Origin of the sequence: Rhizobium sp. AB2/73 (assembly GCF_020871915.1) — a bacterium.
GTDB classification, from domain to species: domain Bacteria; phylum Pseudomonadota; class Alphaproteobacteria; order Rhizobiales; family Rhizobiaceae; genus Rhizobium; species Rhizobium dioscoreae.
In genome coordinates this window covers 1,021,877-1,044,369 of sequence record NZ_CP067072.1, presented here as the reverse complement: position 1 = coordinate 1,044,369, position 22,493 = coordinate 1,021,877, and the positions used below count along the sequence as shown (strand labels likewise).

Sequence of the window (22,493 nt, the reverse complement as noted above, 5' to 3'; positions counted from 1 at the left end):
AGCGAAGGAAGCAGACATGCGTGTTTCAAGCCGGCGCCTTGGCGTCTATGCGGTGGCCTTGGCCTTCGCGATCGTCGTGAACTTCGTTCTTCCCCGGCTTATGCCGGGGAGTCCCGTCGATGCCATGGTCGCCCAACTCGGGCCGCGGGCCACACCTGCGGCGGTGGAGGCGATCAAGGCCCGTTTCGGCGAGATCGATCAGCCGATCATGATGCAGTTCCTCGACTATCTCAAAGGCCTTGCCACCTTCGATCTTGGCGTTTCGGTCAAATATTACCCTCAGACGGTGGTCCAGGTGCTGAGCCGGGCGACGCTATGGACCATCTTCCTGGTGGTCACGGCGATCATATTTTCGCTGTGCGTCGGCGTCGTGCTCGGCGCCATCGCGGCCTGGAGACGCGGCGGGCGGTTCGATACGGTCGTATCGCCCTTTGCCGTCATCCTGTTCTCGATACCGCCCGTCATCGTTGCGCTGACGACCTTGTTCGTCTTTGCCGTATCGTTGCGCTGGTTTCCTGTGGGGTATGCCTACGATCCCAATCTCGATCCGGGCTTTAATTTCACCTTCATGGGCAGCGTGTTTATGCACGCAATCCTGCCGGTTCTGACGCTGTCGCCTTTCCTCATCGGCGAGTTTCAGACGACGATGCGCTCGTCGATGATCGTCGTGCTGGGAGAGGATTACGTGACGATGGGGCGGGCCAAGGGGCTGAGCAATCTCGCCGTCATGTTCGGCTATGGCGCGCGCAATGCGCTTCTGCCTGTGCTCACCAACCTCGCGCTGATGCTCGGCGCCGTTTTCGGCGGCTCGATCGTCACCGAGATCGTCTTCAACTATCCAGGCCTCGGCCTGACGCTGTTTACCGCCAGCGTGGCGCGCGACTACCCCGTCATCCAGGGGCAATTGCTGCTGATGACGCTCGCAACCCTCGGCGCAAACTTCCTCGTCGACATCATCTACGGCCTTGTCGATCCGCGATTAAGGGAGGGCGGCCGATGAGCTTCTCGTTCCGATCCATCTTCAGCCAGAAGAAGGCGCTTGTCGGCTTCATCATCGTCGCGGCGCTATGCCTGATGGCGATCTGCGCACCGATCATCGCGCCGGGCGAGCCCGGTGCCCGTGTGGGGCGCTCTCATCAACCGCCATCCGTCGAACATGTCTTCGGCACGACAAAGATGGGTCGCGATGTCTATAAGCAATTTGTCTGGGGCGCCAGAAGCTCGCTTTCCGTCGGCTTTGCCACCGGCATCGCGATTACCGTACTCGGCACCGCCATTGGCCTCATCGCCGGCTATACCGGCGGCAAGACGGATGCGGCACTCGACCTTGCCACCAATGCCGTGCTTGTTATCCCGAACATGCCGCTCCTCATCCTGCTCGCTTCCTTTGCGGGTACTGTCGGCCCGATAACGATCATGACCATCATTGCGCTAACGTCCTGGCCATGGGGCGCGCGTATGACGCGTTCGCAAACGATGGCGCTGCGCAACCGTGATTTCGTTACTGCGGCCAAGATGATCGGCGAACCGGCCTGGCGCATCATCTTTGTCGAAATCCTGCCGAATCTGACGCCGCTCATCGGCATCAACCTGGTCGGCAGCATCATCTATGCGATCGTCGCCCAGACCACGCTTGAATATCTCGGCTTCGGCGATCCGCTAAAGGTCACTTGGGGTACCATGCTTTATAACGCCCAGAATGCCTCGGCCATCATGGTCGGCGCCTGGTGGGATATCGGCGTGCCGGCCTTCGGTATCGCGCTGACGGGGTTTGGTCTCGCGCTGATCAATTTCACCTTCGACGAAATCGCCAATCCGCAATTGCGTTCCGGCCCGGCCTTGACCCGCTGGTTCCGCCTGACGCGCGCCCGCAACCGCATGATGAGGGCCGAGCAATGAGCGACAATCTGCTTGAGATAGAACATCTCAATATCGACTATCTGCTCGACAAGGGCGATTTCCGGGCGGTGAAGGATGTCTCCTTCAATATCGGCCGTGGTGAGATCTTCGGTCTTGCCGGCGAATCCGGCTGCGGCAAGAGCACGATCGCCTATGCGATCACGCGGCTATCGAAGGCGCCGGCCTGGGTCAGTGGCGGAAGCATCCGGCTCGACGGACAGGACCTGCTGAAGATGCCGGAAGGCGAGTTGCAGAAGATCCGCTGGAAGCGCATCGGCATGGTGTTCCAGAGCGCCATGAATTCGCTCAATCCGCTGATGCGGGTAGAGGCGCAGTTCCACGACGTCCTGCATCGCCATACCGGCTGCTCACGCCAGGAATCGCTTGCGCGGGCCGAGGAGATGTTCAAGCTGGTCGGCATCTCCCCGCATCGCGTCGGCGATTATCCGCACCAGTTTTCCGGCGGCATGCGTCAGCGCATCGTCATCGCCATCTGCCTGGCGCTGCGTCCTGAACTCATCATCATGGATGAACCGACGACGGCGCTCGATGTCGTCGTGCAGCGTGAGATTCTGGAGCAGGTTCTCGATCTGCAGCAGACCTATGGTTTCTCGGTGCTCTTCATCACTCATGACCTGCATCTCATGGCCCAGCTTTGCCATCGCATCGGTGTCATGCTGAAAGGCGAATTGGTCGAGGTCGGCGATGTTGCCCAGGTCAGCCAGTCGCCCGTTCACGAGTACACGCGCAAGCTCTGGAATGCCATCCCGCAGCTTCCGGCCAGCGCCCATTCTCCCGGAGTTTTCGCATGAATCCGCAGATGCAGGCCGTAACTGCAGAACCCGTTATCCGGCTCGATAATATCCAGCGCCATTTCGGCCCGGTACACGCATTGAATAGCGTTTCCTTTTCGCTATTTGCGGGAAAGGCGCTGGCATTGGTCGGCGAATCCGGCTGCGGCAAGACCACCTGCGCCCGCATCATCGCCCGGCTCGACAAGCCGACGGCCGGCAGACTGCTGTTTCGTGGGCAGGATCGGACGACTAGAGGCTCGGGCAGGGAAGAGCGGATGTATCGTAAGGACGTCCAGATGGTCTTCCAGGATCCGTTCTCTTCGCTCAACCCGGCCTTTACCATCAATCATCACATCGCAAGGCCGCTGCAATTGCACGGTCAGGACAAACCGAAGGCCGAGCGGGACGAGGATATAGCGAAGCTGCTCGAGAGCGTCGGGCTCGATCCTTCGGTGACGCGTCAGAAGTTCCCGCACGAACTCTCCGGCGGCCAGCGTCAGCGCGTCAATATCGCCCGTGCACTGGCGGTCTCTCCGAGCGTGTTGGTGGCGGACGAACCGACCTCGATGCTTGATGTCTCGATCCGCAAGGACATTCTCGATCTGCTGGCGCGTGTAAAGCGCGGAAACGATCTCGCCATGCTCTACATCACCCATGATATCGCGACGGCTGCCCATGTTGCGGAGGAGATCGTGGTGATGTTTGCCGGCCAGATGGTCGAGTGGGGCGAAACCAATGCCGTCCTTGCCGATCCGAAGCATCCCTATACGCAGCTTCTGCTTTCGGCTGTGCCGGACGGCGGCCGCAGGTTCGTGACCGGTGGCAGTGCCCGCTTCTTGGAGCAGGCGGAGAGGATCCGCGCGCTCAGCCGTCCGATCTCGACGGTGGTCGAGGAGGTCGGCCCCAACCATTTCATGCGTGCGCTGGTCGCATCGAATTAGGAGGAATTCCCGTTGGATTACCTGGTCAATCTATCGACCCTGCCGATCGACACGCAATCGCCGGAGCGCATGGCGAAGGCTGATGTCACCATCCGCCGCGGGTTGCCGCCGGAACTGCGACTGATAACCGGCTGGGTGGCTAAACATTTCAGCGAGGGCTGGGCAAGCGAGACGACGGTCGCGATGACCCGCCAGCCGCCGACCTGCTTCATCGCCACGCGTAATCGCGAGCTTGTCGGCTTTGCCTGCCACGAAGCGACGGCGCGCGGCTTCTTCGGCCCGACCGGCGTCGACGAGAGCGTGCGCGGTCTTGGCATCGGTCGCGCGCTTCTCTTTGCCTGCCTCAATGACGCAAAGGCCATGGGCTATGCCTATACGGTCATCGGCGATGTCGGGCCTTCGGAATTCTACGAGAAGACGGTCGGCGCGATCCAGATCCCCAATTCCGCACCCGGTATCTATGCCGGCATGCTCAAGCTTTGAACGATCCTTCAGGAAGAGAGAATGCTCATGTCCACACCGCGATCCCCGGCTCTGCGGCTTGAAACCACTTGGAACCCTCCTGCTGATGGCAAGGAATTTTCCTATGTCCTGCGGCTGAAGAACCTGTCATCGGAGCCGCTTTCGGACTTTACGCTTTGTGTCAGTGGCCCCGGCCGCGTCGACCCCGCCGGCATCGTCGAAAGCGCGACGGTTACCAAGAGGCTGTCCAACTTTACCGAATTCCAGCCGCCGGAAGGCTTCGTGCTGGCTGGTGGCGGGACGTGGACGATCACCGTTCGCGCGCTGAGCTGGCAGTTCCGACATTGGAACGATGGTGCCAACAGCGCCTATCTCGCATTTGCCGATGGCACTACGGTTTCACTTGGCACGGAGCCGACGCGCACGTCGTCGAGCAATGCGCCGTTGAAGCGCGGCGCGGAGGTCTATCCGGTGCCGGCCAATCCGCCGGTGCCATTGGCGATCATTCCCTGGCCGAACCGCGTCGCCGTCTCCTTCCGTCGCCCGCTTCCCGCAGGCTTTGCCTTGAAGGCCAAGGCGCCGGAGGCGCAGGCTGCCGCCGAAAGCTTTACGGCTCTCGTCGAGCACCTCTTTTCCGCCGAAGGACTGATCCGCTCGGAAGCGGAGGGTGCCGTACCAGTGGAATTGCGAGAGGTCGAGGGTTTAGGCGCCGAGGCCTATAAAATCGTCTTTTCGCCCGAAACCATAACCGTCGAAGCGAGCGCGCAGACCGGCTTCGTCTATGGTCTCGTCACCATCGGCCAGATCTGGCGCGGCGCGCGCCTGCACCCGCAGGCTTTCCATTTCCCTGCGACCGGCGAGATCGTCGACGAGCCCGCGATGAGTTGGCGCGGCCTGCACCTCGATGTCGCACGGCAATTCTACGGTTCGGCTGAAATCAAGAAGCTGATGGCAGTGCTTGCCTGGAATAAGCTGAACCGCTTCCATTGGCATTTGTCGGATGATGAAGCCTGGCGTGTCGAGATCGATGCCTATCCGGCTCTGACCGAGATCGGCGCGTGGCGCGGCCATGGCCTGCCGATACCGCCGCTTCTCGGCTCCAGCCCGGCCCGCACCGGTGGTTACTACACCAAGGCCGTTGTGCGCGACATCGTCTCCTACGCCAAGGGTCTTGGCATTGAGGTTCTGCCGGAGGTCGATATACCCGGCCATTGCTATGCCATGCTTCAGGCGATTCCGGAGCTGCGCGATCCAAGCGAAGCCGGCAGCTATTATTCTGTTCAGGGTTTCCCAGATAATTGCATCAACCCGGCGCGTGAAAAGACCTATGAAGTGATCGAGACGATCCTCTCGGAGCTGATCGAGCTTTTCCCGTTCAAGACGATCCATATCGGTGCCGACGAGGTTCCCCTCGGCGCCTGGTCCGGCTCGCCGGAGGCGCTGGCACGCTTGCGCGAGATTGCCGGTGATGACGTTGCGCAAGCGCATGCCCAGCGATTGAACGTCATCACCAATACGCATGGAGCCGACGATATTCATGGCTCGGGCGCGGCCTTCCTGCAGGCGGAATTCCTGGAGCGCATCCAGGCATTTCTCGCCTCAAAGGGTTGCGTGACCGGCGGATGGGAAGAAGCGGCCCATGGCGACAGGATCGACAAGGACAAGAGCTATCTCTGCAGCTGGCGTAGCGTCGAGGTGGCGGCGGAGCTTGCCGGTCGCGGATACGAGATCGTCGTTTGCCCGGGGCAGGTCTATTATCTCGACATGGCGATGCGCCCGGATTGGGACGAGCCGGGCGCAAGCTGGGCGGGCCATTCGGATCCGGAGAAACTCTACGCCTTCGACCCCATCGGTGGTTGGACGGACGCCCAGAAGGAAAAGCTTCGTGGCATTCAGGCCTGCATCTGGTCGGAATCGATGACCGATCGAGCCATCTTCGACCGGTTGGTCTTTCCGCGCCTCTCGGCACTTGCCGAGACGGGCTGGACGAAGCCGTCGGCCAAATCCTGGGAACGTTTCAAGGCATTGGCCGGCACCATGCCGCTGCTATACGGCCTGCATCAATTGTGACAGCCTGATGCGTAGCCTTCAGGCGCGACCCGCATTGGGTCGCGCCTGAGTTAAATCAATAATGCAAGGCTGGCGCTATGCTGGCCCTTCAAGGCTGAGTAACGGCACGATGCGTCAACGGCTTCTGCAGGACATCGAACTGCGGGTTAGTTTCGGAAAAGATAGGCAGAGCGGCCGCACCTAAAATGGCGGTATCCTTGCCGCTGGCGCCGATCATCAACCGCGGAATGCTGCGCTCTTCGGTTGGGTTGACCGGGGTGTGGAGAGGTTCGACGCTTTCGGCCAGCCCCGTCATCAAGGATGTTGGCGCACTGCCGCCAAGCACGATCGTCTGCGGATCGAAGGCCAGCTCGAGAAAGTCGATCGTCTGGCGCAGCGGCTGTACCGCCTGTTCCAGCCATGCCTTCAGGCCATGGCCGTTTGCCGCGATCAGCGCATCCAGATCGTCGGGGTCCAGCTCCTGTGCATTCTCGATGCCCAGACATTCGTAAGCGACGGATGGCGAGACATAGCGATCGAGGCAGCCGCGCTTGCCGCAAGTGCAGAGCCTGCCATGCGGCTCGACGATGATGTGGCCGATTTCGCCGGCATTGGCGCGGCTACCCTTGTAGAGATGACCGTCGAGGAACATTCCGGCGCCAATGCCGCCATCACCGGCAAGAAAGAGATAGACGAAGCTGCCAAGGCCGCGGGCAACGCCATAGAGCCGCTCGCCGATCGCCGCCGCGGTAGCGTCGTTTTCGACAAGTACGGGCAGGCCGATCAGGCGTTCCAGCTCACTGGCAACGGGAAAATCCTGCCAACCCGGCAGGTTGAGCGGACTGAGCGAGGTTACGCCGCCATCGGCATAGCGTCCGGGCAAGGCGATACCGACGCCGAGCAGCCGGTCGCGGTCAAAGGAGAAGGCTTCCTGCAGATCCCTGACGATCTCTGCAAGGACCGGCATTGCCTCGGTCGGTCCCGGTCTGTCGACATGGCACTCGACGCGGGCGCAGACCGTGCCGGACAGATCGGTGAGCACGCCGGCCGCACGCTGGCGCCCGAGTTCCAAACCGATGGAGTAGGCGCCAGCCGGATTGATCATATAGGGCGTAATCGGTTGACCGCGGGCGATCTTCTGCGCCTCCATCGCAATCAGGAGATGCGAGCGCGCGAGTTCCTCCACGATATTCGAAACGGTCTGTGTGGTTAGCGCCGTCATACGGGCAATGGCGGCCCTCGACATCGGGCCATTGGTGCGAATGGCTTCGATCACGACGCGCCGGTTGTGAGATTTGGCCTGTTCGAGATTCGTGCCTGAAATAGTCTTCATGAGAGGATAGTGGAGCACTCAGTTCGTGTTGCTGCTTGTCGCGCTTCGCCAGTGCGTGAGGTGAGGGTGACCGCATGACATTGCTTGCCCCTATGTGGGCAGTTTCTATTCTTTTGTCGATCGATTCAAGACGGGGTCGGCCCAGGTCCGTGCCGTTTGGGGGATAATACAGAAGGCTTTTTCTTTTGCGTGGATGAGTGGCGGATATCTTTACTCCGGCAGGCATTCCGTTAGACTCCGCTAACCCGGTCTTTGCCGGGATAGCACGGGGGAATCGATGATCAGACTGTTCGCAATAGCCATTGTCTCGACCTGCATCGCCGGCGGTGCGATGGCAGCGGATGCGACATGCAAGGCCCAAGCCGCCGACAAGAAGCTCGCAGGCGCCGCTTTGACGAGTTTTACCAAGAAATGCGAGAAGGATGCCGCAAGCGCCTGCGATACTCAGGCCGCAGCGAAGAAGCTTGCCGGTGCCGCCAAGACGAGTTTCGTCAAGAAGTGCACCTCCGACGCAGTCGGCAACTGATGGCCGGATTTCAGTCTTTCTCAAATCACCCCGGCCGCCGGTGGCGGCTGGATCACAAAAATTCCTGATTATCGATGACGGTCTGGTGCACGTTAACGTTGCCATATTGCGAGATATTCCTCGCCTGGCAGTCAACCGGGCTTAGGCCATGTCACTGTTTGCGATAGGTACCCTGCAAGGTCACTCCGGCGGCGAAATCGCACACGCCAGCCTGCGACACACGCCAGCTCTTGGCGTTAAGGCGATCGAGATCGATCTTGCAGGCGTCTCTGGAGAGTTCAGCGTGTCCCTTCGCCAGCGGTACGACGCCATCGAGGCCGTCGGCGTTGACGTCGCCGGCATCTGCTCCGCCCGGGCCGACGAAGGTCGAGGAGAGCGAAACTGCGAGGAGACCACCGACCGGTCCGAAGATGACAAGATGACCCTCGTTGCCGTCGGCGCTGCTCGACTGGAAATCCGCCGAAGCGCTTTGTCCGCCCTTGGTCCTCAAGAGAGACGCAATCTGGTCGTCATAGGCCTGCCGGGCGCATGATGCATCGCCGCAGGATTGCACTTTGGTGATCCAGCGGCGCTGCCGTTCTCGGATCTTGTCCGCATCATCGCGTTTCAGGGCGGCGGCATAAAGATCCCTCGCCATCGCATCGCGGGCAAGCAGCGATTTGTCCTGACAGATCATATCATCGCTTGGCGAGCCCGGCTTTGAGCAATCGATCCCCGCAGCTTCGACAGGAATGGCAGAAAGGCCGATGATGATCATCGCCGAAAGGGATCTTCGTATCTTCATGAGTACCTCCATCACCCGATACGTCAGCTAATTATGGCCGCTCGCTGCTTCGTAAAGATCATGCCGGCGTGCAGCTGAACTGGGCCGAATATCGCGCCGGCATTTGAAGATCGTCGGCATCCTCCTAATTTGCATTGAGCAGATGGACGTCGATGGGGAGGTCACGTGGTAGGCGAAACGCAATTATCCGGCAGGGTCACATTCCTGATTGTCGGTTCCCTGTTTCTTGCCATTACCATAGCGATGGGAGCTTTGGCACTTCATCTTTATCGGACCTATGCAAATGCGACCGCCATGGCAGCATGCACGGTTTTCTCCTGGGGCTTCGGCAGCATGCTGATATCGATGGCGCTCGTGCTTCTGACCTCGAAAAAGAAGGTGCGGGGCAGGGTCCGAACCAGGCGCGGCAAGGTGACGGTCAGGCTCGGTAACCGATCACCGGGCTCCAGTGGTCACGTGACCGGCGATGGCGTCGAAGCCGAGGGCGAGGCGGGGGTGCCCATCACGAGCATAATTCCCTCGCTCTTCCTGATCGCCTCATCGATCGGCTTGGCGCTTCTCGGCCTCTTCCTTTTCGGCCGCCATCGGCTGGACCTAATTGGATCGGGAATGTTCATCGCATTTGTAATCTATATTGCAAATTGGAGCAGGCTGGCTTGGCCGCGCGAATAGCTCCTCCATGCCGGCAGGCATAAGGAATTGCGCCGGCTATTCCGATCCCTAGATTGGCCTCAGCAGGCCGACCGAATGTCAGGCGGCATCCTTGTGAGCGCTTCCGGTGAAAGGATTTGCCTCGAGCGGATCGAGATCGACTCGATATGCAAACAATCTGCGGCCGGCTCTGACACTTAACGGAATAAGCAAGGGCAGAAGCAGATCGCGCAGAAACAGGCTGAGCCGACTGTTTTTCCGCTTCCTGGAGGCATTTTGCCGGGTGAGCTTCACGACGCGGGCAATACGTGGGCGCCGTAGGGTTTCGTAACAGGCAAAGGCAGCGCCGTAATCGAGCGTCGCTGCCAGGCAAGATGACAAAACCACCGCGTCCTCTATGGCCATCGAGGCACCCTGGCCGGCATGCGGGCCGATGGCATGCGCGGCGTCGCCGAGCAAGACGACACGCCCGCTCGACCAGACCGGAAGCTGCGGCATGTCGAAGATGGGATAGCTGCGTTCGATCTGACCGACCGCCTGGAGGATCGATCTGTTGGGTTCGGGATCGTCGGCATGCATCTGGCGAACATGAGCGGCCAGTGCTGTCGGTTCCAGTGTGCGTACAGCGTCGGGTGTGTCGGCGGGGAAGGAATCGAACCAGTAGACGGGATGGGGTGCCGTCTTGATGTAGCCGAAGAAGGCCTTCTCTCCGAAGGTCATGCGCATCACACCATCCGTATCCGGTATGTCGGCATCGATGATGCCGCCTGTGCCGATCAGGCCGGTAAATTGCGGCAGGGGATAATCCGGAAATATTTGCGTGCGGACGAAGGATCGCAGTCCATCGGCGGCGACGAGCAGGTCGACGGCAAGACCCGCACCTTCGGAAAAGTGGAGCGTTACGGCATGCGGGAGATTGTCGACCTTGGTCACGCGCCGGCCAAATTGCATGATGATGCCTTCGGCATGGCATTTTTCGATCAGGATGCCTGTGAGAACGCCGCGCCTGATAGTGACGGCGGGCGTGCCGAATGTCGCCAAATGGTCGCTCTGGTCGATGAGTGCGAGCCTTTTACCGCGCGCGTTGCAGAGTTCGATGGCGCGGGTCTCCAATCCCTGGCGCAATACTTCTTCGTAGCAGTCCACCGTGCGCAGCCCGTTCATGCCGTTGGAAGCGAGCGTCAGAAACTCTCCTTCGGACAAGGCGGCCTCTCTTGAGCGGGCTTCGAACAGTATCGGACGAAAGCCCAGCCTTGCGAGGCGGAGCGCAAGCACAAGCCCGCCGATGCCGGCGCCGCATATGCCGATCGTGACCTCGGGGTTTGTCGCTCGATTCATGGTTGCAGCAGGATCGTCAATGGGGCACATTGGTTCTTCCTTCAAATAGTTTGATAAATGAATTATTCGATGATCGAACAAAAGTCAAATGAAGATGAGCATCGCCTCGTGGAAGCCATCAGCCTTGCCTGCATGCGCTGGCAAGAGGCGACGGAGAGCTTCGACGAAACCTTCGGCAAGCTGCATGGGCTCAATAGCGCCGAGCGGCGCTGTCTAAGCGTGATCATGCGTGCGCCTCAGCCGGCAAACGCCGTCGCCAAGGCTATCGGCCTTGCGCCTCCGTCGGTTACGGCCTTGATCGATCGTCTTTCGGGGCGCGATCTTCTCCACCGCGTTCCCGATCCCAACGATCGGCGTCGCGTGCTGGTGGCACCGTCCGAGAAGGCGATCAGGCTAGGACGCGAAGCCTATGGCCCGATCGCGCAGGCCGGCTCGCAAATGCTCAAACAGTTTTCAAAGGCGGAAAAGCAGGTGATCTTGCGCTTCGTCACGCAAGCCATCGAGATGCAGGAGCGGGAACTGGAGCGGCTGTTGCAGCAGGACAAGAGCTCATTTCGGCCGCTGTGAGGTAGGTTGGAAGAGTGCGTTCGGTCGGCTCTTGAACTCGATAGGGTGACATCTCATTTGAATAGTCACCACTTCAATCTGTCGAACTGACAGCCTCCTGCCTCCCAACAGTTGCTGCCGGTCCTCGTAGCGACGCGTCCGCGTCGGAGGAGTTTTCATGGGCTTCATTGATCGTGACATCCAGCCGTCATCCGATGCCGGGCTGCTGGATGCCTATTCGCAATCGGTATCGAGTGCCGTCGATTTCGTCGGGCCGGCCGTCAGCCGGATCGAGCGTTTGGGCGGCCGCGCCGGACATGGCTCCGGCTTCGCCATTTCACCGGACGGCTTGGTCGTCACCAACAATCATGTCGTCGACGACGCCAAAGCCGTGCGCATCAAGACCCCGGAAGGCGCGACCGTCGAGGGCAGGGTGCTGGGGCGCGATCCGGATACCGACCTCGCTCTCATTCGCGCCAATGACTGGCCGGGCAACTGGGCACGACTTGGCGATTCCAAATCGCTGAAGCGCGGTCATATCGCGATCGCCATCGGCAATCCCCTCGGCTTCGAATGGACCGTCACGGCCGGCATCGTCTCGGCGCTTGGCCGCTCCATGCGCGCGGCGAGCGGTCGGCTGATGGAAGACATCATCCAGACCGATGCCGCCCTCAACCCAGGTAATTCCGGCGGTCCGCTGGTCTCGTCGGCGGGTGAAGTCATCGGCGTCAATACCGCCGTCATCCAGGGCGCGCAGAGCATCGCATTCTCGGTCGCCTCGAACACGGCCAAGCATGTGGTGTCAGAGATCCTGCGTTTCGGCCATGTCCGGCGCGCCTATATCGGCATTGCCGCCGACACGGTCGAGCTGCATCGGCGCATCGCGCTGGAGGCTGGCGTCACGCATTCGACCGCTGTGCGGCTGCGTCGTGTCGAGAAGGATAGCCCGGCCGAAAAGGGCGGACTGCAGGAGGGTGACTACCTGCTCGCCATCGATGGCCAGGCCGTATCCGGCATAGACGATGTCGTCCGGTTGCTCGATGGCGACAAGATCGGCATGGAGATCGAGGTCCTGATCTTCAGCGTTGCCGGCCTGATCGAGCGAAGGCAGGTTAAGCCTTCCGCACGACCCGCAATCTAACGAATAGCCCAAGCCACAAAAACGGCAGCATTGCACTCGCGGTGCTGCCGTTCTCTTTTATCCTCTGCCGACAAGCGGCATCTTCGTTGCCATGACGGTCATGGAAAGAACATTGGCGTCGAGCGGCAGCGTGGCCATGTACACGACGGCGCGGGCGACATGCTCTGCCGAAATCGTCGGCTCCGCCGCAGTCTCGCCATTTGCCTGCAGCACGCCGGCGCTCATCCTCGCCGTCATGTCGGTGGCTGCATTGCCGATATCGATCTGGCCGCAGGCGATATCGAAGGGACGGCCGTCGAGCGCCGTCGATTTCGTCAGGCCTGTAATGGCGTGTTTCGTGGCCGTATAGGGTGCGGAATGCGGCCGCGGCGTCGTTGCCGAGATCGAACCGTTGTTGATGATGCGGCCGCCTTGCGGCACCTGGGCTTTCATCAGGCGGAAGGCCTGCTGCGTGCAGAGGAACGCGCCGGTAAGATTGGCTCCGACAATCGCATTCCATTGCTCGAAGCTCAGTTCCTCCATCGGCACGGCCGGCAGGCCCATGCCGGCATTGTTGACCAGAAGGTCGAGGCGGCCATAGCGGTCGGCGATCACATCAAAGAGGCTGCGGACCGATGTGGGGTCGCTGACATCGGCTGCAACCGCAACAAACTCCGCCCTGGTCTCCTCCGAAAGCTCACGAGCAGCTTTTTCGAGAACATCAGCCCGACGCCCTGAGATGACGACCCTGAAGCCTGCCGAGCCAAGCGCCTTGGCGATAGCTCGGCCGATGCCGGTGCCACCACCGGTCACCAGCGCGATTGCACTTTGTGCGTTCGATGACGCCTCCGTCATGCGACCCTCCCGTCCAGTTCGTCTTCAATATGCGCCCGCAGGATCTCGTCGAAGCTCTGTTCCGCCTTGAAGCCGAGATCACTCGCCCGCTTGGCATCGAACTGCGTCGCCCAGCCGGAAACGATGCGCTCGATCACCGGATCAGGCTCGCGGCGGATAAGCGCAACCGCCTTGTCGCCGCCGACTCGGCGCAGCGCATCGATCTCATCGGAAACGAGCGCCGAAAGCCCGGGCATGGTGAGATTGCGCCGCGGCCCGATCTTTGCCGTATCGAGCGTTGCGGCATGCACGAAGAAACCGACCGCCGCTCGCGGGCTTGCAAACCAGTGGCGCACCGTATCGCTGACGGGCAGGACAGCCTCTTTGCCGACCAGCGGCTCGCGCAGGATGTTGGAAAAGAAGCCCGAGGCCGCCTTGTTCGGAGCGCCGGGCCGAACGCAGATGGTCGGCAGCCGGATTCCGATGCCATCGAAAATGCCCCGGCGTGAATAATCCGCAAGCAGGAGCTCCGCGATCGCCTTCTGCGTACCGTAGCTCGTCAGCGGTGCGGTCAGGAATTCATCGCCGATAACCTCGGGGAAGGGGGTGCCGAACACCGCAATGGAAGAGGCGAAGATAACGCGCGGTACATAGGCGGATTTCAGGCCTTGCTGGCGGATAGCTTCGAAGAGCGCCCGGGTACCGTCGAGATTGACCGAGTATCCTTTGTCGAAATCAACCTCGGCTTCGCCGGAGACGATGGCGGCGAGATGGAAGATCATATCCGGACGGTCTTCGATGAGCTTTTCCGCAACACCAGCTGTCGCAAGATCGATCGTCAGGGCTTTTGATACGGATTGAAGCGCTTCCGGCACTGCCGGCTGGAAGGCATCGACCAGCGTCAGGCGATCGATGACTTGCCCGAGAATTTTCGGCTCGGCGGCGATGCGGTTGACGAGCTTGCGGCCGACCATGCCTGCGGCACCCAGGATCAAAACATGCATATCGGATTTTCCTCCCACTAGAGCCATTCCAGGAAAAGTGCATAGCGGTTTTCCGTCCGGAATTGCGAGAAACAAACAGACGGAGCGGCTCACGGATTCAAGGAAAAGCTGAACTGCTCCAAGCTGACATCAGTATTCGGGACACTTCCCGAATGAATCTCTTTGAAGGCCGTTAGTCATTCTGGAGGCCGCTCTCTCATTTGTATGCCTGCAGCCAGGTGAGCCCTGCATCCGTCGTGGTTGCCGGCCGATATTCCGCGCCGATCGGCCTGTCATAACCAAGCGTTTTCAGGACCTGCAGAATGTGCCGATAATCGATCTCTCCGTGATCCGGTTCGCGCCTGTCCGGAACGGCAGCGATCTGGATATGGCCGATTGCTCCCATATGCGCTTGCAGCCTATGCGTCAGGTCGCCCTGCATGATCTGGAGGTGATAGCAGTCGAACATCAGTTTGAGATTATCAGCGCCCACTTCAGCGATGATGTCCAGCGCCTGATCGGCAGTCTGGAGGAAGTAGCCTGGTGCATCGCGATAGTTGAGCGGCTCGATCAGGATGGTCGCTCTCATCTTGCTGGCGCGTTCGCAGGCATAGCGCAGATTGGCAATGAAGGTGGCCCGCGCGTCATCGCCGGCGGCCTTGCCGGCCATCACATGCACGTTTCCCGCCCCGATGGCGGCTGCATAATCGATCGCCTGATCGATGAGACTACGGGCTTCGTCCTCACGGCCCGGAATTGCGGCAAGTCCGTTGTCGCCGGCCGTGACATTGCCGCGGGCAGTATTGAGGCCGAGCATGGAAAGACCGGTCTCCTCCAACGCCTGACGCACGGCTTCAGCGGGCGTGTCATAGGGATAGTGGCATTCCACGGCATCGAAGCCGGCGGCCTTGGCGGCGCGGATGGCATCGGGAAGGGAAAGCTCCTGCCACAGGAAACCCAGATTGGCCGAAAAGCGCGTCATGTTCAGTTCCATTCCACGTCATAGATGCGGACGAGATCGGCGATCTGCGCATCCGTCAGCAGCGAGGGATTGGCCCCGCGCGTCAAGATAGCAAGCTTTGCCGTCTCTTCCAGTTCTTCTATCGCATAGACAGCCGCTTCCAAATCTTTCGCCGAGACCACGGGACCATGTGCCGCCAGCATCACTGCGCTGCGCTTACCGGCAAGGCCGCGGATGGCATCGCCCATCGCCGGATCTCCGGGCATGAAATAGGGCAATAGCTTCACCTTGCCGAGCTTCATGATCGAATAGGCCGTTAACGGCGGCAGCATGTTGTCGGCATCGACGCCGGGCAGGATCGAGAGCGCCACCGAATGGCTGGAATGAAGATGGACGACGGCGCCTGTCTTTTTCGGTCGTGTCTCATAGAAGGCGGCATGCAGCGGCATCTCCTTCGTCGGCTTGTCCCCGCCGATCAGGCGCCCCTCGCTGTTGAAAAGCGAGAGGCGGGCGGGGTCGAGGCGACCGAAGGAGCTGCCCGTCGGCGTCACCAGCAGCCGTCCGTCGCTGAGCCGCGCCGAAATATTGCCGGAGGAGCCGGCGGTCAGGCCACGATCGTAAAGCGATTTAGCCATCATGCAGATCTGCTCGCGCAGTGCGGCTTCTTCGCTCACGCTGCCTCCAATCTGTCGAAAGCGTCCGTAAAGAAGGTTTCCTCGCCGAAATTGCCAGATTTGAGAGCTAGGGCGACTGTTTCATTCCTAAGGGTCGTGAAAGTCCAAGGGACGCCGGGTGCGATTTCTGGTCCGATAGTCAGATGCGCCGCGCCGAGCGCCTGCGTGATCGCGCCGGATGTCTCGCCGCCTGCAACGACGAAGCGGCGCGTTCCGTAATCGAAAGCAGCGCGGGCTATCTTCGAAAGAGCATCTTCGACGACCTGCCCCGCTTTGTCCCTGCCCAGCTGCTCCTGAGCTTGCCGCACCTCGTTGGGTTCGGCGGTGGCATAGATGAGCTTCGGCGCATCGGGAGATTGCTGATGCAACCACTCCAGCGCTGTACTTGCGCCGTTTTGCGCAAGCGCGATCGGATCGAGCCGCAGGCTGGCGACTTTGCCGGCATAATGGGCGACCTGTCGGCGCGTCATGGCAGAGCAGCTGCCGGATAGGACGATCGAGCCGCCGGTAACCTTTGGCAGTGCCTGTCGATGTTCGGAGAGGCGGACGAGGCCCTGTTCCATGTAAAATCGCGGAAGCTGACCGGCGATCGCGCTGCCGCCGGTTAGCAGCGGCATGTCGAAGGATGCTGCCGCAATCGTTCGAAGATCATCGTCGGATATGGCATCGACGATCACATGCCGGATGCCGTCGCTGCCCAACTCCTCCAGCCGTGCTTTCAACGCCGCGGCGCCCTTTGAAACTATGTTGCGATTGGCAAGGCCGACCCGGCCGGACACTTGCGGGGTCAGAAGCCGCACGAGGTTCGAATCGCGCATCGGGGTCAGCGGATGGTCCTTCATCGGGCTTTCCGACAGAAGCTGCTCGCCGACGAAGAGATGACCCATGAAGACGCTGCGTCCGTTCTCCGGAAAGGCGGGGCAATAGATTGTCTGGGTCGCGCCGGTCTCGGCGATCAGCATATCCGCGACTGGACCTATATTGCCTTCGACCGTGCTGTCGAATGTCGAGCAGTATTTCCAGAAGAAGCGGCTAGCACCGGCGTCCTTCAGCCATGCCAGCGCCTGACGTGCCTGATCAACGGCGGTATCGACAGGCGATGTCCGGCATTTGAGGGCTATGACCTCGAAGGCCGCCGTCTCGTTCGGGTCGCGTTTGTCTTGTGGAACGCCGATCCGCAGCGAAACGGGCAGTCTGCTGCGCGCCAGCAGCGCGGCCAGATCGGTCGCCCCGGTAAAGTCATCCGCGATGCAGCCAAGCAGGAGCGTCATGGCCTAGTCCTTTACGCCCGGCAGGCTGGCACCGCTCCTGGCGGCCAGGATTTTTGCAACCGCTGCGTCGTCTTCAAGACCCAGACCGGCTTGCGACGCTTCGACGAAGAGACCGAGCGCCGTTGCTGCGAGCGGGGTGACGGCACCGGCTTTGCCGGCCTCCGAAGTGACGATGCCGAGGTCCTTGACGAAGATATTGACCGCCGAACGCGGCGTGTAATCGCCGGATACGATGTGCTCGCCGCGATTCTCGAACATCCAGGACGAGCCGGCGGACACGCAGATCACGTCATAGAGCGTTTTCAGATCGATGCCGGCCTTGGCGGCAAGCGTCATGGCCTCGGCTGTCGCGGCGATGTGCACGCCGGCCAGCAGTTGGTTGATCATCTTGACCTGCGAGCCGGCGCCCGGGCGATCGCCTAGCCGGAACACCTTGGCCGAAATGGCATCGAGCACCGTGGATGCGCGATCGAAGGCCTCGGGCATGCCAGATGCCATGACGGTAATCTCACCCGAAAGCGCACGGACATGGCCGCCAGAGACGGGAGCATCGATGACGAGCATGCCTGCTTCCTCCAGTCGTTCCGCAATGGCGATCGTAGCGCTCGGGGCCATGGTCGTACAGAGCAGGAACACGGTTGAGGGTCGCGCGGTTTTCAGTGCGCCATTTTGCCCGAAAAGCACGTCTTCGACCTGCTTGCTGTTGACGACATAGATGAGGATCACGTCTACATCGTCGGCCGCTGATGCCGGCGTCGTGCAGGGCGAGCCGCCGTTCTCGGCAAGGCGGGCAAGAACCTCGCTGCGAACATCGCAGCCACTGACGGCAAAACCTGCCTTGAGAAGGGACAGAGCGGCGCCCCAACCCATGGACCCCAGGCCGATGACGGCGGCCTTCTTCGTGTTCTGCACGGTGCTACCTCTGTAATTTTCGGCTATGTTACCGGTACCGGTATCGATACCAAGTCCCATTTTCCGGGTATTTGTCAATAGCTGGATGTTTGCCTTTTCCGGGAAACATTCTATGAAGAGGGGCGGCGTCGGGCCAGCCGCCATGGAACATCGAGGGTTGCTTGGGGATGCGCAAACCCACTCTGGAAGAAGTCGCGATCGAAGCAGGCGTCAGCAAGATGACGGCGTCGCGCGCGCTTCGCGGCGTTGCCGATGTTTCCAGCGAGACGCGTGACAGGGTGATCGAAGCAGCGACGCGGATGAACTACGTCGGCAACAGGCTGGCGCTCTCCTTGTCTTCGCAGCGCACCAATCTGGTCGCGGTCGTCGTTCCCAGCATGTCGAACATCGTCTTTCCGGAGGTGCTTGCCGGTATTTCCGCCGGGCTCGACGGTTCCGGCATGCAGGCCGTGTTCGGCATATCTGACTATGATATAGCCAAGGAGCGCGAGATCATCCGTGACATGCTTTCCTGGCAGCCCTGCGCCATTATCGTCACCGGCCTCGATCAGCCGGAGGAGACCGTGGAGCTGCTCCGCCACTCCAATATTCCGGTTATCCAGCTCATGGATCTCGATGGCACGCCGATCGATTTCAATGTCGGATTGTCCCATGGCGCCGCGGGAGAGGATATGGCCGAGGCGCTGATTGCGGCGGGGCGAAGACGGTTCGGCTATGTCGGCAGCGCTCTGGCAAGGGATCTGCGCGCGGCCAAGCGCAAGGCCGGCTTCGAACGCGTCCTGCATGCCCATGGTCTGGGGTTTGCCGAGCAGCGGATCGATGATGCCTTTTCCTCGATCGCGCTTGGAAAACAGCTGACGACGACCATGCTCGAGTCGGTGCCGGATCTCGATTGCATCTATTACTCCAACGACGACATGGCGAGCGGCGGCTTGTTTGCCTGCATGGAGCTAGGCGTCGCGGTTCCTGAGAAGATCCTGATTGCCGGCTTCAATGGGCTGGATCTGGTCGGTTCGCTACCCGCGCCGATCGCAACCTCCCGCTCGCCCCGGCGCGCTATTGGCGAGGTTGCGGCGCAATTGGTGCGCCATGCGGTCGTCACCGGCGGGGATGCGATGCCGAAAACCATAGCGGTCAAGCCGACAATCGTGGGAATCGATGGTTATGGAGCAGCCGACGGCGCTTCCTGATATCTCTTCATAATTTTCTCTCTTCCGACGCATGCCCGGATTGATGTCGGCGACAGGTCCGTTTGAACCAGATGAGCCGTGATGCCTGCATGTGGGTTCCAGCCCTTTTAAGCCCAAGCTTTGCAACAAGATTTCCCGGAAAATCCACAGTTCGGAAATATTTGGAAACCGGCAGGCCAAGACGATCGTATAGACGCATAGGGAGTATCTTATCGCGGAGTCCGACTGCCGATGTTCCTGACCGATCCGTGGCAACGGGAAGAGTTGAGCCATATCGTTGTCACCACTTTTCATGAAAAGGGTTATCGTGTGACTACGGTAAGAAATGTATCGAGACCTTCCTTGCCTGCTGGCCGAAGGAAGTCTCTTTGGCCGTCTATGCCGAGAATGTCGAAATCGAGGAGAAGGGCCGCCGTCTTCTGGTTTTCGATCATTGCGAGACATTGCCCCGGCTGCGCGACTTTCGCGATGCCTATGGCAGCGAACCGCAGGCAAATGGATATATCTCGTCACGCAATGGGCTGGTGCGGGATTTCCGGTGGGACGCCGCGCGCTTTTCCAACAAGGTCTTTGCGGTCGCCGATGCCGTCAGACGCTATCATAACACGGTCGATCAGCTGATATGGCTCGATGCCGATATCGTGACCCATAGGCCCATTCCGAAGAGCTTTCTCGATGGAATCGCCCCGCGTGGAAATCAGCTTGCCGCCTATCTGAACAGGAGAATCTATCCCGAATGCGGATGGGTGGGATACGACTTGCGTCATCCGGCGATATTGACCTTCATCGACCGTTTCGAAGGGGCTTATTCCTCCGGCTATTTCCTGACGCTGAAGGAAAGCCATGACAGCTTCGTTTTCTGGAAGGTGCGCCAGCAGATGGAACAGGACAAGGAAGCCAAATTCAGGCGGATCGGCTCAAGTCTGACGAAAACCCATGTTTTCATCCTTAGATGGCATCGCCGCGAACCATCGCGGCAATGATTTCCGATCATTTGTAGCAGTGAAAGCCTCATTTCTGCTGAGTGCGAACGCAGACGATCAAGTTGTTTTTTAGGGTGCATGGCACTAATCTGGGTAGCATTGAGGGATTGGGAATTCATGCACGACGATTCGATCCTGCCGACAGAGATCGCGGTTTTACTTGGCTTGATATGCAATATAGGCGCTCCGCTTCTGGCCTTTTGGGTGGCCGGAAAATTGCCTCGATTTCGTCTCTGGATTCATGGCGTCGCTTTCGTTGCTATCCTTGCCTCGCCGTTGACGGCGATGATCCTCGGGCTGCCTGATCTGCTCCCTGAAGAGGAGGAAAGCCCTGGCGCTCGCTTTGCATTTCTGCCTCTGATCGTCGAGGCAGCCATCATCGTGCTGCTCTATTGCCTGGCCGGGGCGATGCTTCTATCCCAATCCGTCCATTCGGCAATCACAGACTGGCACCGCGGAGATCGGCTCTCGCGGGCGACGCCGCGTGCTCGCCGTACAGCCGGGGGCAGATCCTACATCTCCAAAGGCTCCAAATCGCGATAGATATTCTTCAGTTAGACGCACGGGATTGTTGTTCGCCGTCGGCGCTGCGGAATCGCGATCGATAGGCTGTCGGTGACAATCCGACGCTTGTGCGAAAATGATGACGGAAGTTTGCAGCGCTTCCCAGACCGACATGCATCGCGATGACCGAAACAGGAAGGCTTGTTTCTTCCAGAAGAGCTGGTCATAGGTGGCGATGACGACAAGCGGGTTGGCGTTCTTTGGCATGCTAGCAGCATGTGAAAAGACGGTTCAGATCGTCTACGAGCATAAGCTACGTCCTATGGAAAAGCAGCATCAGCCCTGGCTCGACCGAATTCATGGTCAGCTTGCGGCGGCGTACCGTCTGCTGGAGGCGGAAATGCCGCAGACCGATCCCTGGCTTTTCGGTAGACGGCCGCTCCAGGCTGATATCACCAGTGCTGTCGCGTTTCACTTTACGCGCGAGATGCTGCCCGATGCCCTCGATGTAAAGGCTTGCCCGCGCCTTCATGCGCTGTCGGTGCGTGCCGAGGAGAGCGAAGAGTTTCGCGCCTTTCCCTTCAGCTGAGACATGTCGCGCGAAAGCGCTGCGGTCGGGCGGCAGCGCGGCACCAATCCGGCTCCGGCTGCGTTCAGGCAGAGTTCATGCGAATCGGCATATCTTTATTCTTGTTTACAAGACAGGAAATGGGGGTAAGGGAAATGCTGGAAGGTTTGGTACGGATTTCGCGTGTTGCCGTGGTCGGATTGGCTGCGTTGCAACTGATGACGTCTGTCGCTTCGGCGCAGTATTATGGCGGCGATGATGATTATGCGCCGCCGCCTTGGCAGCGCGACCAGGGTCGGGACTGGAGAGGTCCGCCGCGCGGCTGGGATCGTGACCGCGACAGGGGCTGGGATCGTGACCGCGGTTGCGACAGACGCGATCTCATGCGCGCCGCGCGGGCGGAAGGCTTCCGTCGCATTGATTCGATCGACAGTAACGGGCGCCGCATCGTCGTTCGCGGCTGGAACGATGGCGGTCCGGATCGTATGGTCTTCGCCAATCGGCGCGGCTGCCCGGTCCTCGACTGACGCTCGAAATAGAGCATAAGCGGAAGCCGAGTGTGGGTCGGCCTCCGCTTATATCACGGCGGCGCATGCTTTCGACTGGCTGAAAGCCATGCGTTTGTCGCGACCTTCGAGTTTACGATAGCTTTGCCGCGCCTTTCAGGCGGCGGCGAATTTCTTTTTTGTGACCGTGACGCTGCCGATTTGCCCCGATTTGGCGGATATTTTGGCGTCAGCGCTTTGCTGCCTGACCAGAAACTGCCAATATATGCCCCATGGATCTCTCACAAGGCCGCGATCGTTCGGACGGCTTTTCTTCCCCAGCGCATAACGCAAACGGTCCGCCTCGTGCTGTGTCGCACATTCGACTGTGATGGAAGAACTATGCTCCGAGCGGTCGAATGGCCCTGCCTCGAAGCCCATATAGGCGCGATTTCCAAGTGTGAAACCTGCAAACTTTACGCTGCCGGCCGGTCCATTCAGATTGTCGGTGAGAATACTTGAGACCCATCCGGCTGCCGAACCCGGGATAAGCGACGTATAAAGTTCGATCGCCGTTTCCATGTCATGTTGAAACCAGAGATGTTGCCTGATCTTCATCGTGACCTGCTTTCTACAAATCTTGCCTGGATGGGGCAGGGCATGAAGGAAGCATGCTGACTGCTTG

The 22,493-nt window shown here is 60.1% G+C and carries 25 protein-coding genes and 1 pseudogene; 15 read left to right on the top strand and 11 right to left on the bottom strand.

The window, feature by feature from the left end; genetic code table 11:
• The first annotated feature begins 16 nt into the window (after positions 1 to 16).
• The 6 genes from I8E17_RS24480 to I8E17_RS24455 are packed head-to-tail and all read left to right on the top strand — an operon-like array spanning position 17 to position 6,166.
• The gene (locus tag I8E17_RS24480; RefSeq protein WP_069609953.1) at positions 17 to 1,000 is read left to right on the top strand and encodes an ABC transporter permease; all 984 of its coding nucleotides are present in this window, start codon (positions 17 to 19) and stop codon (positions 998 to 1,000) included.
• Entirely contained in the window at positions 997 to 1,899 is a 903-nt protein-coding gene (locus tag I8E17_RS24475; RefSeq protein WP_069609952.1) for an ABC transporter permease, read from the top strand. Before I8E17_RS24480 ends, I8E17_RS24475 begins: the two co-directional genes overlap by 4 nt.
• On the top strand, positions 1,896 to 2,711 hold the full coding sequence (locus I8E17_RS24470; protein WP_069609951.1) for an ABC transporter ATP-binding protein: 816 nt from the start codon (positions 1,896 to 1,898) through the stop codon (positions 2,709 to 2,711). The genes I8E17_RS24475 and I8E17_RS24470 overlap by 4 nt, the downstream gene beginning before the upstream one ends.
• The gene (locus I8E17_RS24465) at positions 2,708 to 3,634 is read left to right on the top strand and encodes an ABC transporter ATP-binding protein (protein WP_069609950.1); all 927 of its coding nucleotides are present in this window, start codon (positions 2,708 to 2,710) and stop codon (positions 3,632 to 3,634) included. Before I8E17_RS24470 ends, I8E17_RS24465 begins: the two co-directional genes overlap by 4 nt.
• Before the next feature lie 12 nt (positions 3,635 to 3,646).
• The gene (locus I8E17_RS24460; RefSeq protein WP_069609949.1) at positions 3,647 to 4,117 is read left to right on the top strand and encodes a GNAT family N-acetyltransferase; all 471 of its coding nucleotides are present in this window, start codon (positions 3,647 to 3,649) and stop codon (positions 4,115 to 4,117) included.
• Between the two features lie 21 nt (positions 4,118 to 4,138).
• On the top strand, positions 4,139 to 6,166 hold the full coding sequence (locus I8E17_RS24455) for a beta-N-acetylhexosaminidase (protein ID WP_176727947.1): 2,028 nt from the start codon (positions 4,139 to 4,141) through the stop codon (positions 6,164 to 6,166).
• Positions 6,167 to 6,254: 88 nt separating this feature from the next.
• Here the strand turns inward: I8E17_RS24455 and I8E17_RS24450 are convergent, their stop codons facing one another.
• Positions 6,255 to 7,478, bottom strand: a complete 1,224-nt coding sequence (locus I8E17_RS24450) for an ROK family transcriptional regulator (RefSeq protein WP_069609948.1) — start codon at positions 7,476 to 7,478, stop codon at positions 6,255 to 6,257.
• 277 nt (positions 7,479 to 7,755) lie between these two features.
• On the opposite strand from I8E17_RS24450, the gene I8E17_RS24445 reads away from it, so the two are divergent.
• Complete coding sequence (locus tag I8E17_RS24445; RefSeq protein WP_069609947.1) at positions 7,756 to 8,004, top strand: hypothetical protein; 249 nt, start codon at positions 7,756 to 7,758, stop codon at positions 8,002 to 8,004.
• A 151-nt stretch (positions 8,005 to 8,155) separates the two neighbouring features.
• On the opposite strand, the gene I8E17_RS24440 is transcribed toward I8E17_RS24445, so the two are convergent.
• Positions 8,156 to 8,788 (bottom strand): hypothetical protein, encoded by a 633-nt coding sequence (locus I8E17_RS24440; RefSeq protein ID WP_069609946.1) that lies wholly within the window; start codon positions 8,786 to 8,788, stop codon positions 8,156 to 8,158.
• Positions 8,789 to 8,953: 165 nt separating this feature from the next.
• On the opposite strand from I8E17_RS24440, the gene I8E17_RS24435 reads away from it, so the two are divergent.
• Positions 8,954 to 9,460, top strand: coding sequence for a hypothetical protein (locus I8E17_RS24435; RefSeq protein ID WP_069609945.1), 507 nt, complete (start codon positions 8,954 to 8,956; stop codon positions 9,458 to 9,460).
• Positions 9,461 to 9,538: 78 nt separating this feature from the next.
• Here the strand turns inward: I8E17_RS24435 and I8E17_RS24430 are convergent, their stop codons facing one another.
• The gene (locus I8E17_RS24430) at positions 9,539 to 10,807 is read right to left on the bottom strand and encodes an FAD-dependent monooxygenase (RefSeq protein WP_069609944.1); all 1,269 of its coding nucleotides are present in this window, start codon (positions 10,805 to 10,807) and stop codon (positions 9,539 to 9,541) included.
• Between the two features lie 39 nt (positions 10,808 to 10,846).
• Between I8E17_RS24430 and I8E17_RS24425 the strand changes: the two genes are divergently transcribed.
• Entirely contained in the window at positions 10,847 to 11,344 is a 498-nt protein-coding gene (locus tag I8E17_RS24425; protein WP_069610422.1) for a MarR family transcriptional regulator, read from the top strand.
• A 157-nt stretch (positions 11,345 to 11,501) separates the two neighbouring features.
• On the top strand, positions 11,502 to 12,464 hold the full coding sequence (locus I8E17_RS24420; protein WP_069609943.1) for a trypsin-like peptidase domain-containing protein: 963 nt from the start codon (positions 11,502 to 11,504) through the stop codon (positions 12,462 to 12,464).
• A gap of 57 nt (positions 12,465 to 12,521) precedes the next feature.
• Here I8E17_RS24420 and I8E17_RS24415 read toward each other — a convergent pair whose 3' ends face one another.
• The 6 genes from I8E17_RS24415 to ltnD form a co-directional block, all read right to left on the bottom strand.
• Positions 12,522 to 13,298, bottom strand: a complete 777-nt coding sequence (locus I8E17_RS24415) for an SDR family oxidoreductase (protein ID WP_069609942.1) — start codon at positions 13,296 to 13,298, stop codon at positions 12,522 to 12,524.
• The gene (gene denD, locus I8E17_RS24410) at positions 13,295 to 14,281 is read right to left on the bottom strand and encodes a D-erythronate dehydrogenase (RefSeq protein WP_069609941.1); all 987 of its coding nucleotides are present in this window, start codon (positions 14,279 to 14,281) and stop codon (positions 13,295 to 13,297) included. The genes I8E17_RS24415 and denD overlap by 4 nt, the downstream gene beginning before the upstream one ends.
• Before the next feature lie 196 nt (positions 14,282 to 14,477).
• A complete protein-coding gene (locus tag I8E17_RS24405; protein WP_069609940.1) occupies positions 14,478 to 15,242 on the bottom strand; it encodes a TIM barrel protein in 765 nt (254 codons plus the stop codon).
• 2 nt (positions 15,243 to 15,244) lie between these two features.
• Positions 15,245 to 15,895: a 3-oxo-tetronate 4-phosphate decarboxylase gene (gene otnC / locus I8E17_RS24400; protein ID WP_069609939.1), complete on the bottom strand. Its 651-nt coding sequence runs from the start codon at positions 15,893 to 15,895 to the stop codon at positions 15,245 to 15,247.
• Positions 15,892 to 17,166, bottom strand: a complete 1,275-nt coding sequence (gene otnK, locus I8E17_RS24395; RefSeq protein WP_113367010.1) for a 3-oxo-tetronate kinase — start codon at positions 17,164 to 17,166, stop codon at positions 15,892 to 15,894. The genes otnC and otnK overlap by 4 nt, the downstream gene beginning before the upstream one ends.
• A 3-nt stretch (positions 17,167 to 17,169) precedes the next feature.
• The gene (gene ltnD / locus I8E17_RS24390) at positions 17,170 to 18,078 is read right to left on the bottom strand and encodes an L-threonate dehydrogenase (RefSeq protein ID WP_229002154.1); all 909 of its coding nucleotides are present in this window, start codon (positions 18,076 to 18,078) and stop codon (positions 17,170 to 17,172) included.
• 167 nt (positions 18,079 to 18,245) lie between these two features.
• Here ltnD and I8E17_RS24385 point away from each other — a divergent pair, with 167 nt between their 5' ends.
• From I8E17_RS24385 to I8E17_RS24375, 3 genes are all read left to right on the top strand, one after another.
• Positions 18,246 to 19,268 carry a LacI family DNA-binding transcriptional regulator gene (locus I8E17_RS24385; RefSeq protein WP_069609937.1) on the top strand — a complete coding sequence of 341 codons (1,023 nt, stop codon included), beginning with the start codon at positions 18,246 to 18,248 and terminating at the stop codon, positions 19,266 to 19,268.
• A gap of 368 nt (positions 19,269 to 19,636) precedes the next feature.
• Positions 19,637 to 20,251, top strand: coding sequence for a hypothetical protein (locus I8E17_RS24380; RefSeq protein ID WP_176727946.1), 615 nt, complete (start codon positions 19,637 to 19,639; stop codon positions 20,249 to 20,251).
• A gap of 117 nt (positions 20,252 to 20,368) precedes the next feature.
• Positions 20,369 to 20,794, top strand: a complete 426-nt coding sequence (locus I8E17_RS24375) for a hypothetical protein (RefSeq protein ID WP_069609936.1) — start codon at positions 20,369 to 20,371, stop codon at positions 20,792 to 20,794.
• Between the two features lie 7 nt (positions 20,795 to 20,801).
• Here the strand turns inward: I8E17_RS24375 and I8E17_RS24370 are convergent, their stop codons facing one another.
• Complete coding sequence (locus I8E17_RS24370) at positions 20,802 to 20,933, bottom strand: hypothetical protein (RefSeq protein ID WP_113367009.1); 132 nt, start codon at positions 20,931 to 20,933, stop codon at positions 20,802 to 20,804.
• Between the two features lie 66 nt (positions 20,934 to 20,999).
• Here I8E17_RS24370 and I8E17_RS24365 point away from each other — a divergent pair.
• Positions 21,000 to 21,344, top strand: a pseudogene (locus I8E17_RS24365) (glutathione S-transferase C-terminal domain-containing protein); the annotation flags it as partial.
• 134 nt (positions 21,345 to 21,478) lie between these two features.
• Positions 21,479 to 21,850 (top strand): hypothetical protein, encoded by a 372-nt coding sequence (locus I8E17_RS24360; RefSeq protein WP_069609934.1) that lies wholly within the window; start codon positions 21,479 to 21,481, stop codon positions 21,848 to 21,850.
• A 135-nt stretch (positions 21,851 to 21,985) separates the two neighbouring features.
• Here the strand turns inward: I8E17_RS24360 and I8E17_RS24355 are convergent, their stop codons facing one another.
• Positions 21,986 to 22,390 carry a VOC family protein gene (locus I8E17_RS24355; RefSeq protein WP_229002153.1) on the bottom strand — a complete coding sequence of 135 codons (405 nt, stop codon included), beginning with the start codon at positions 22,388 to 22,390 and terminating at the stop codon, positions 21,986 to 21,988.
• Positions 22,391 to 22,493 lie beyond the last annotated feature (103 nt).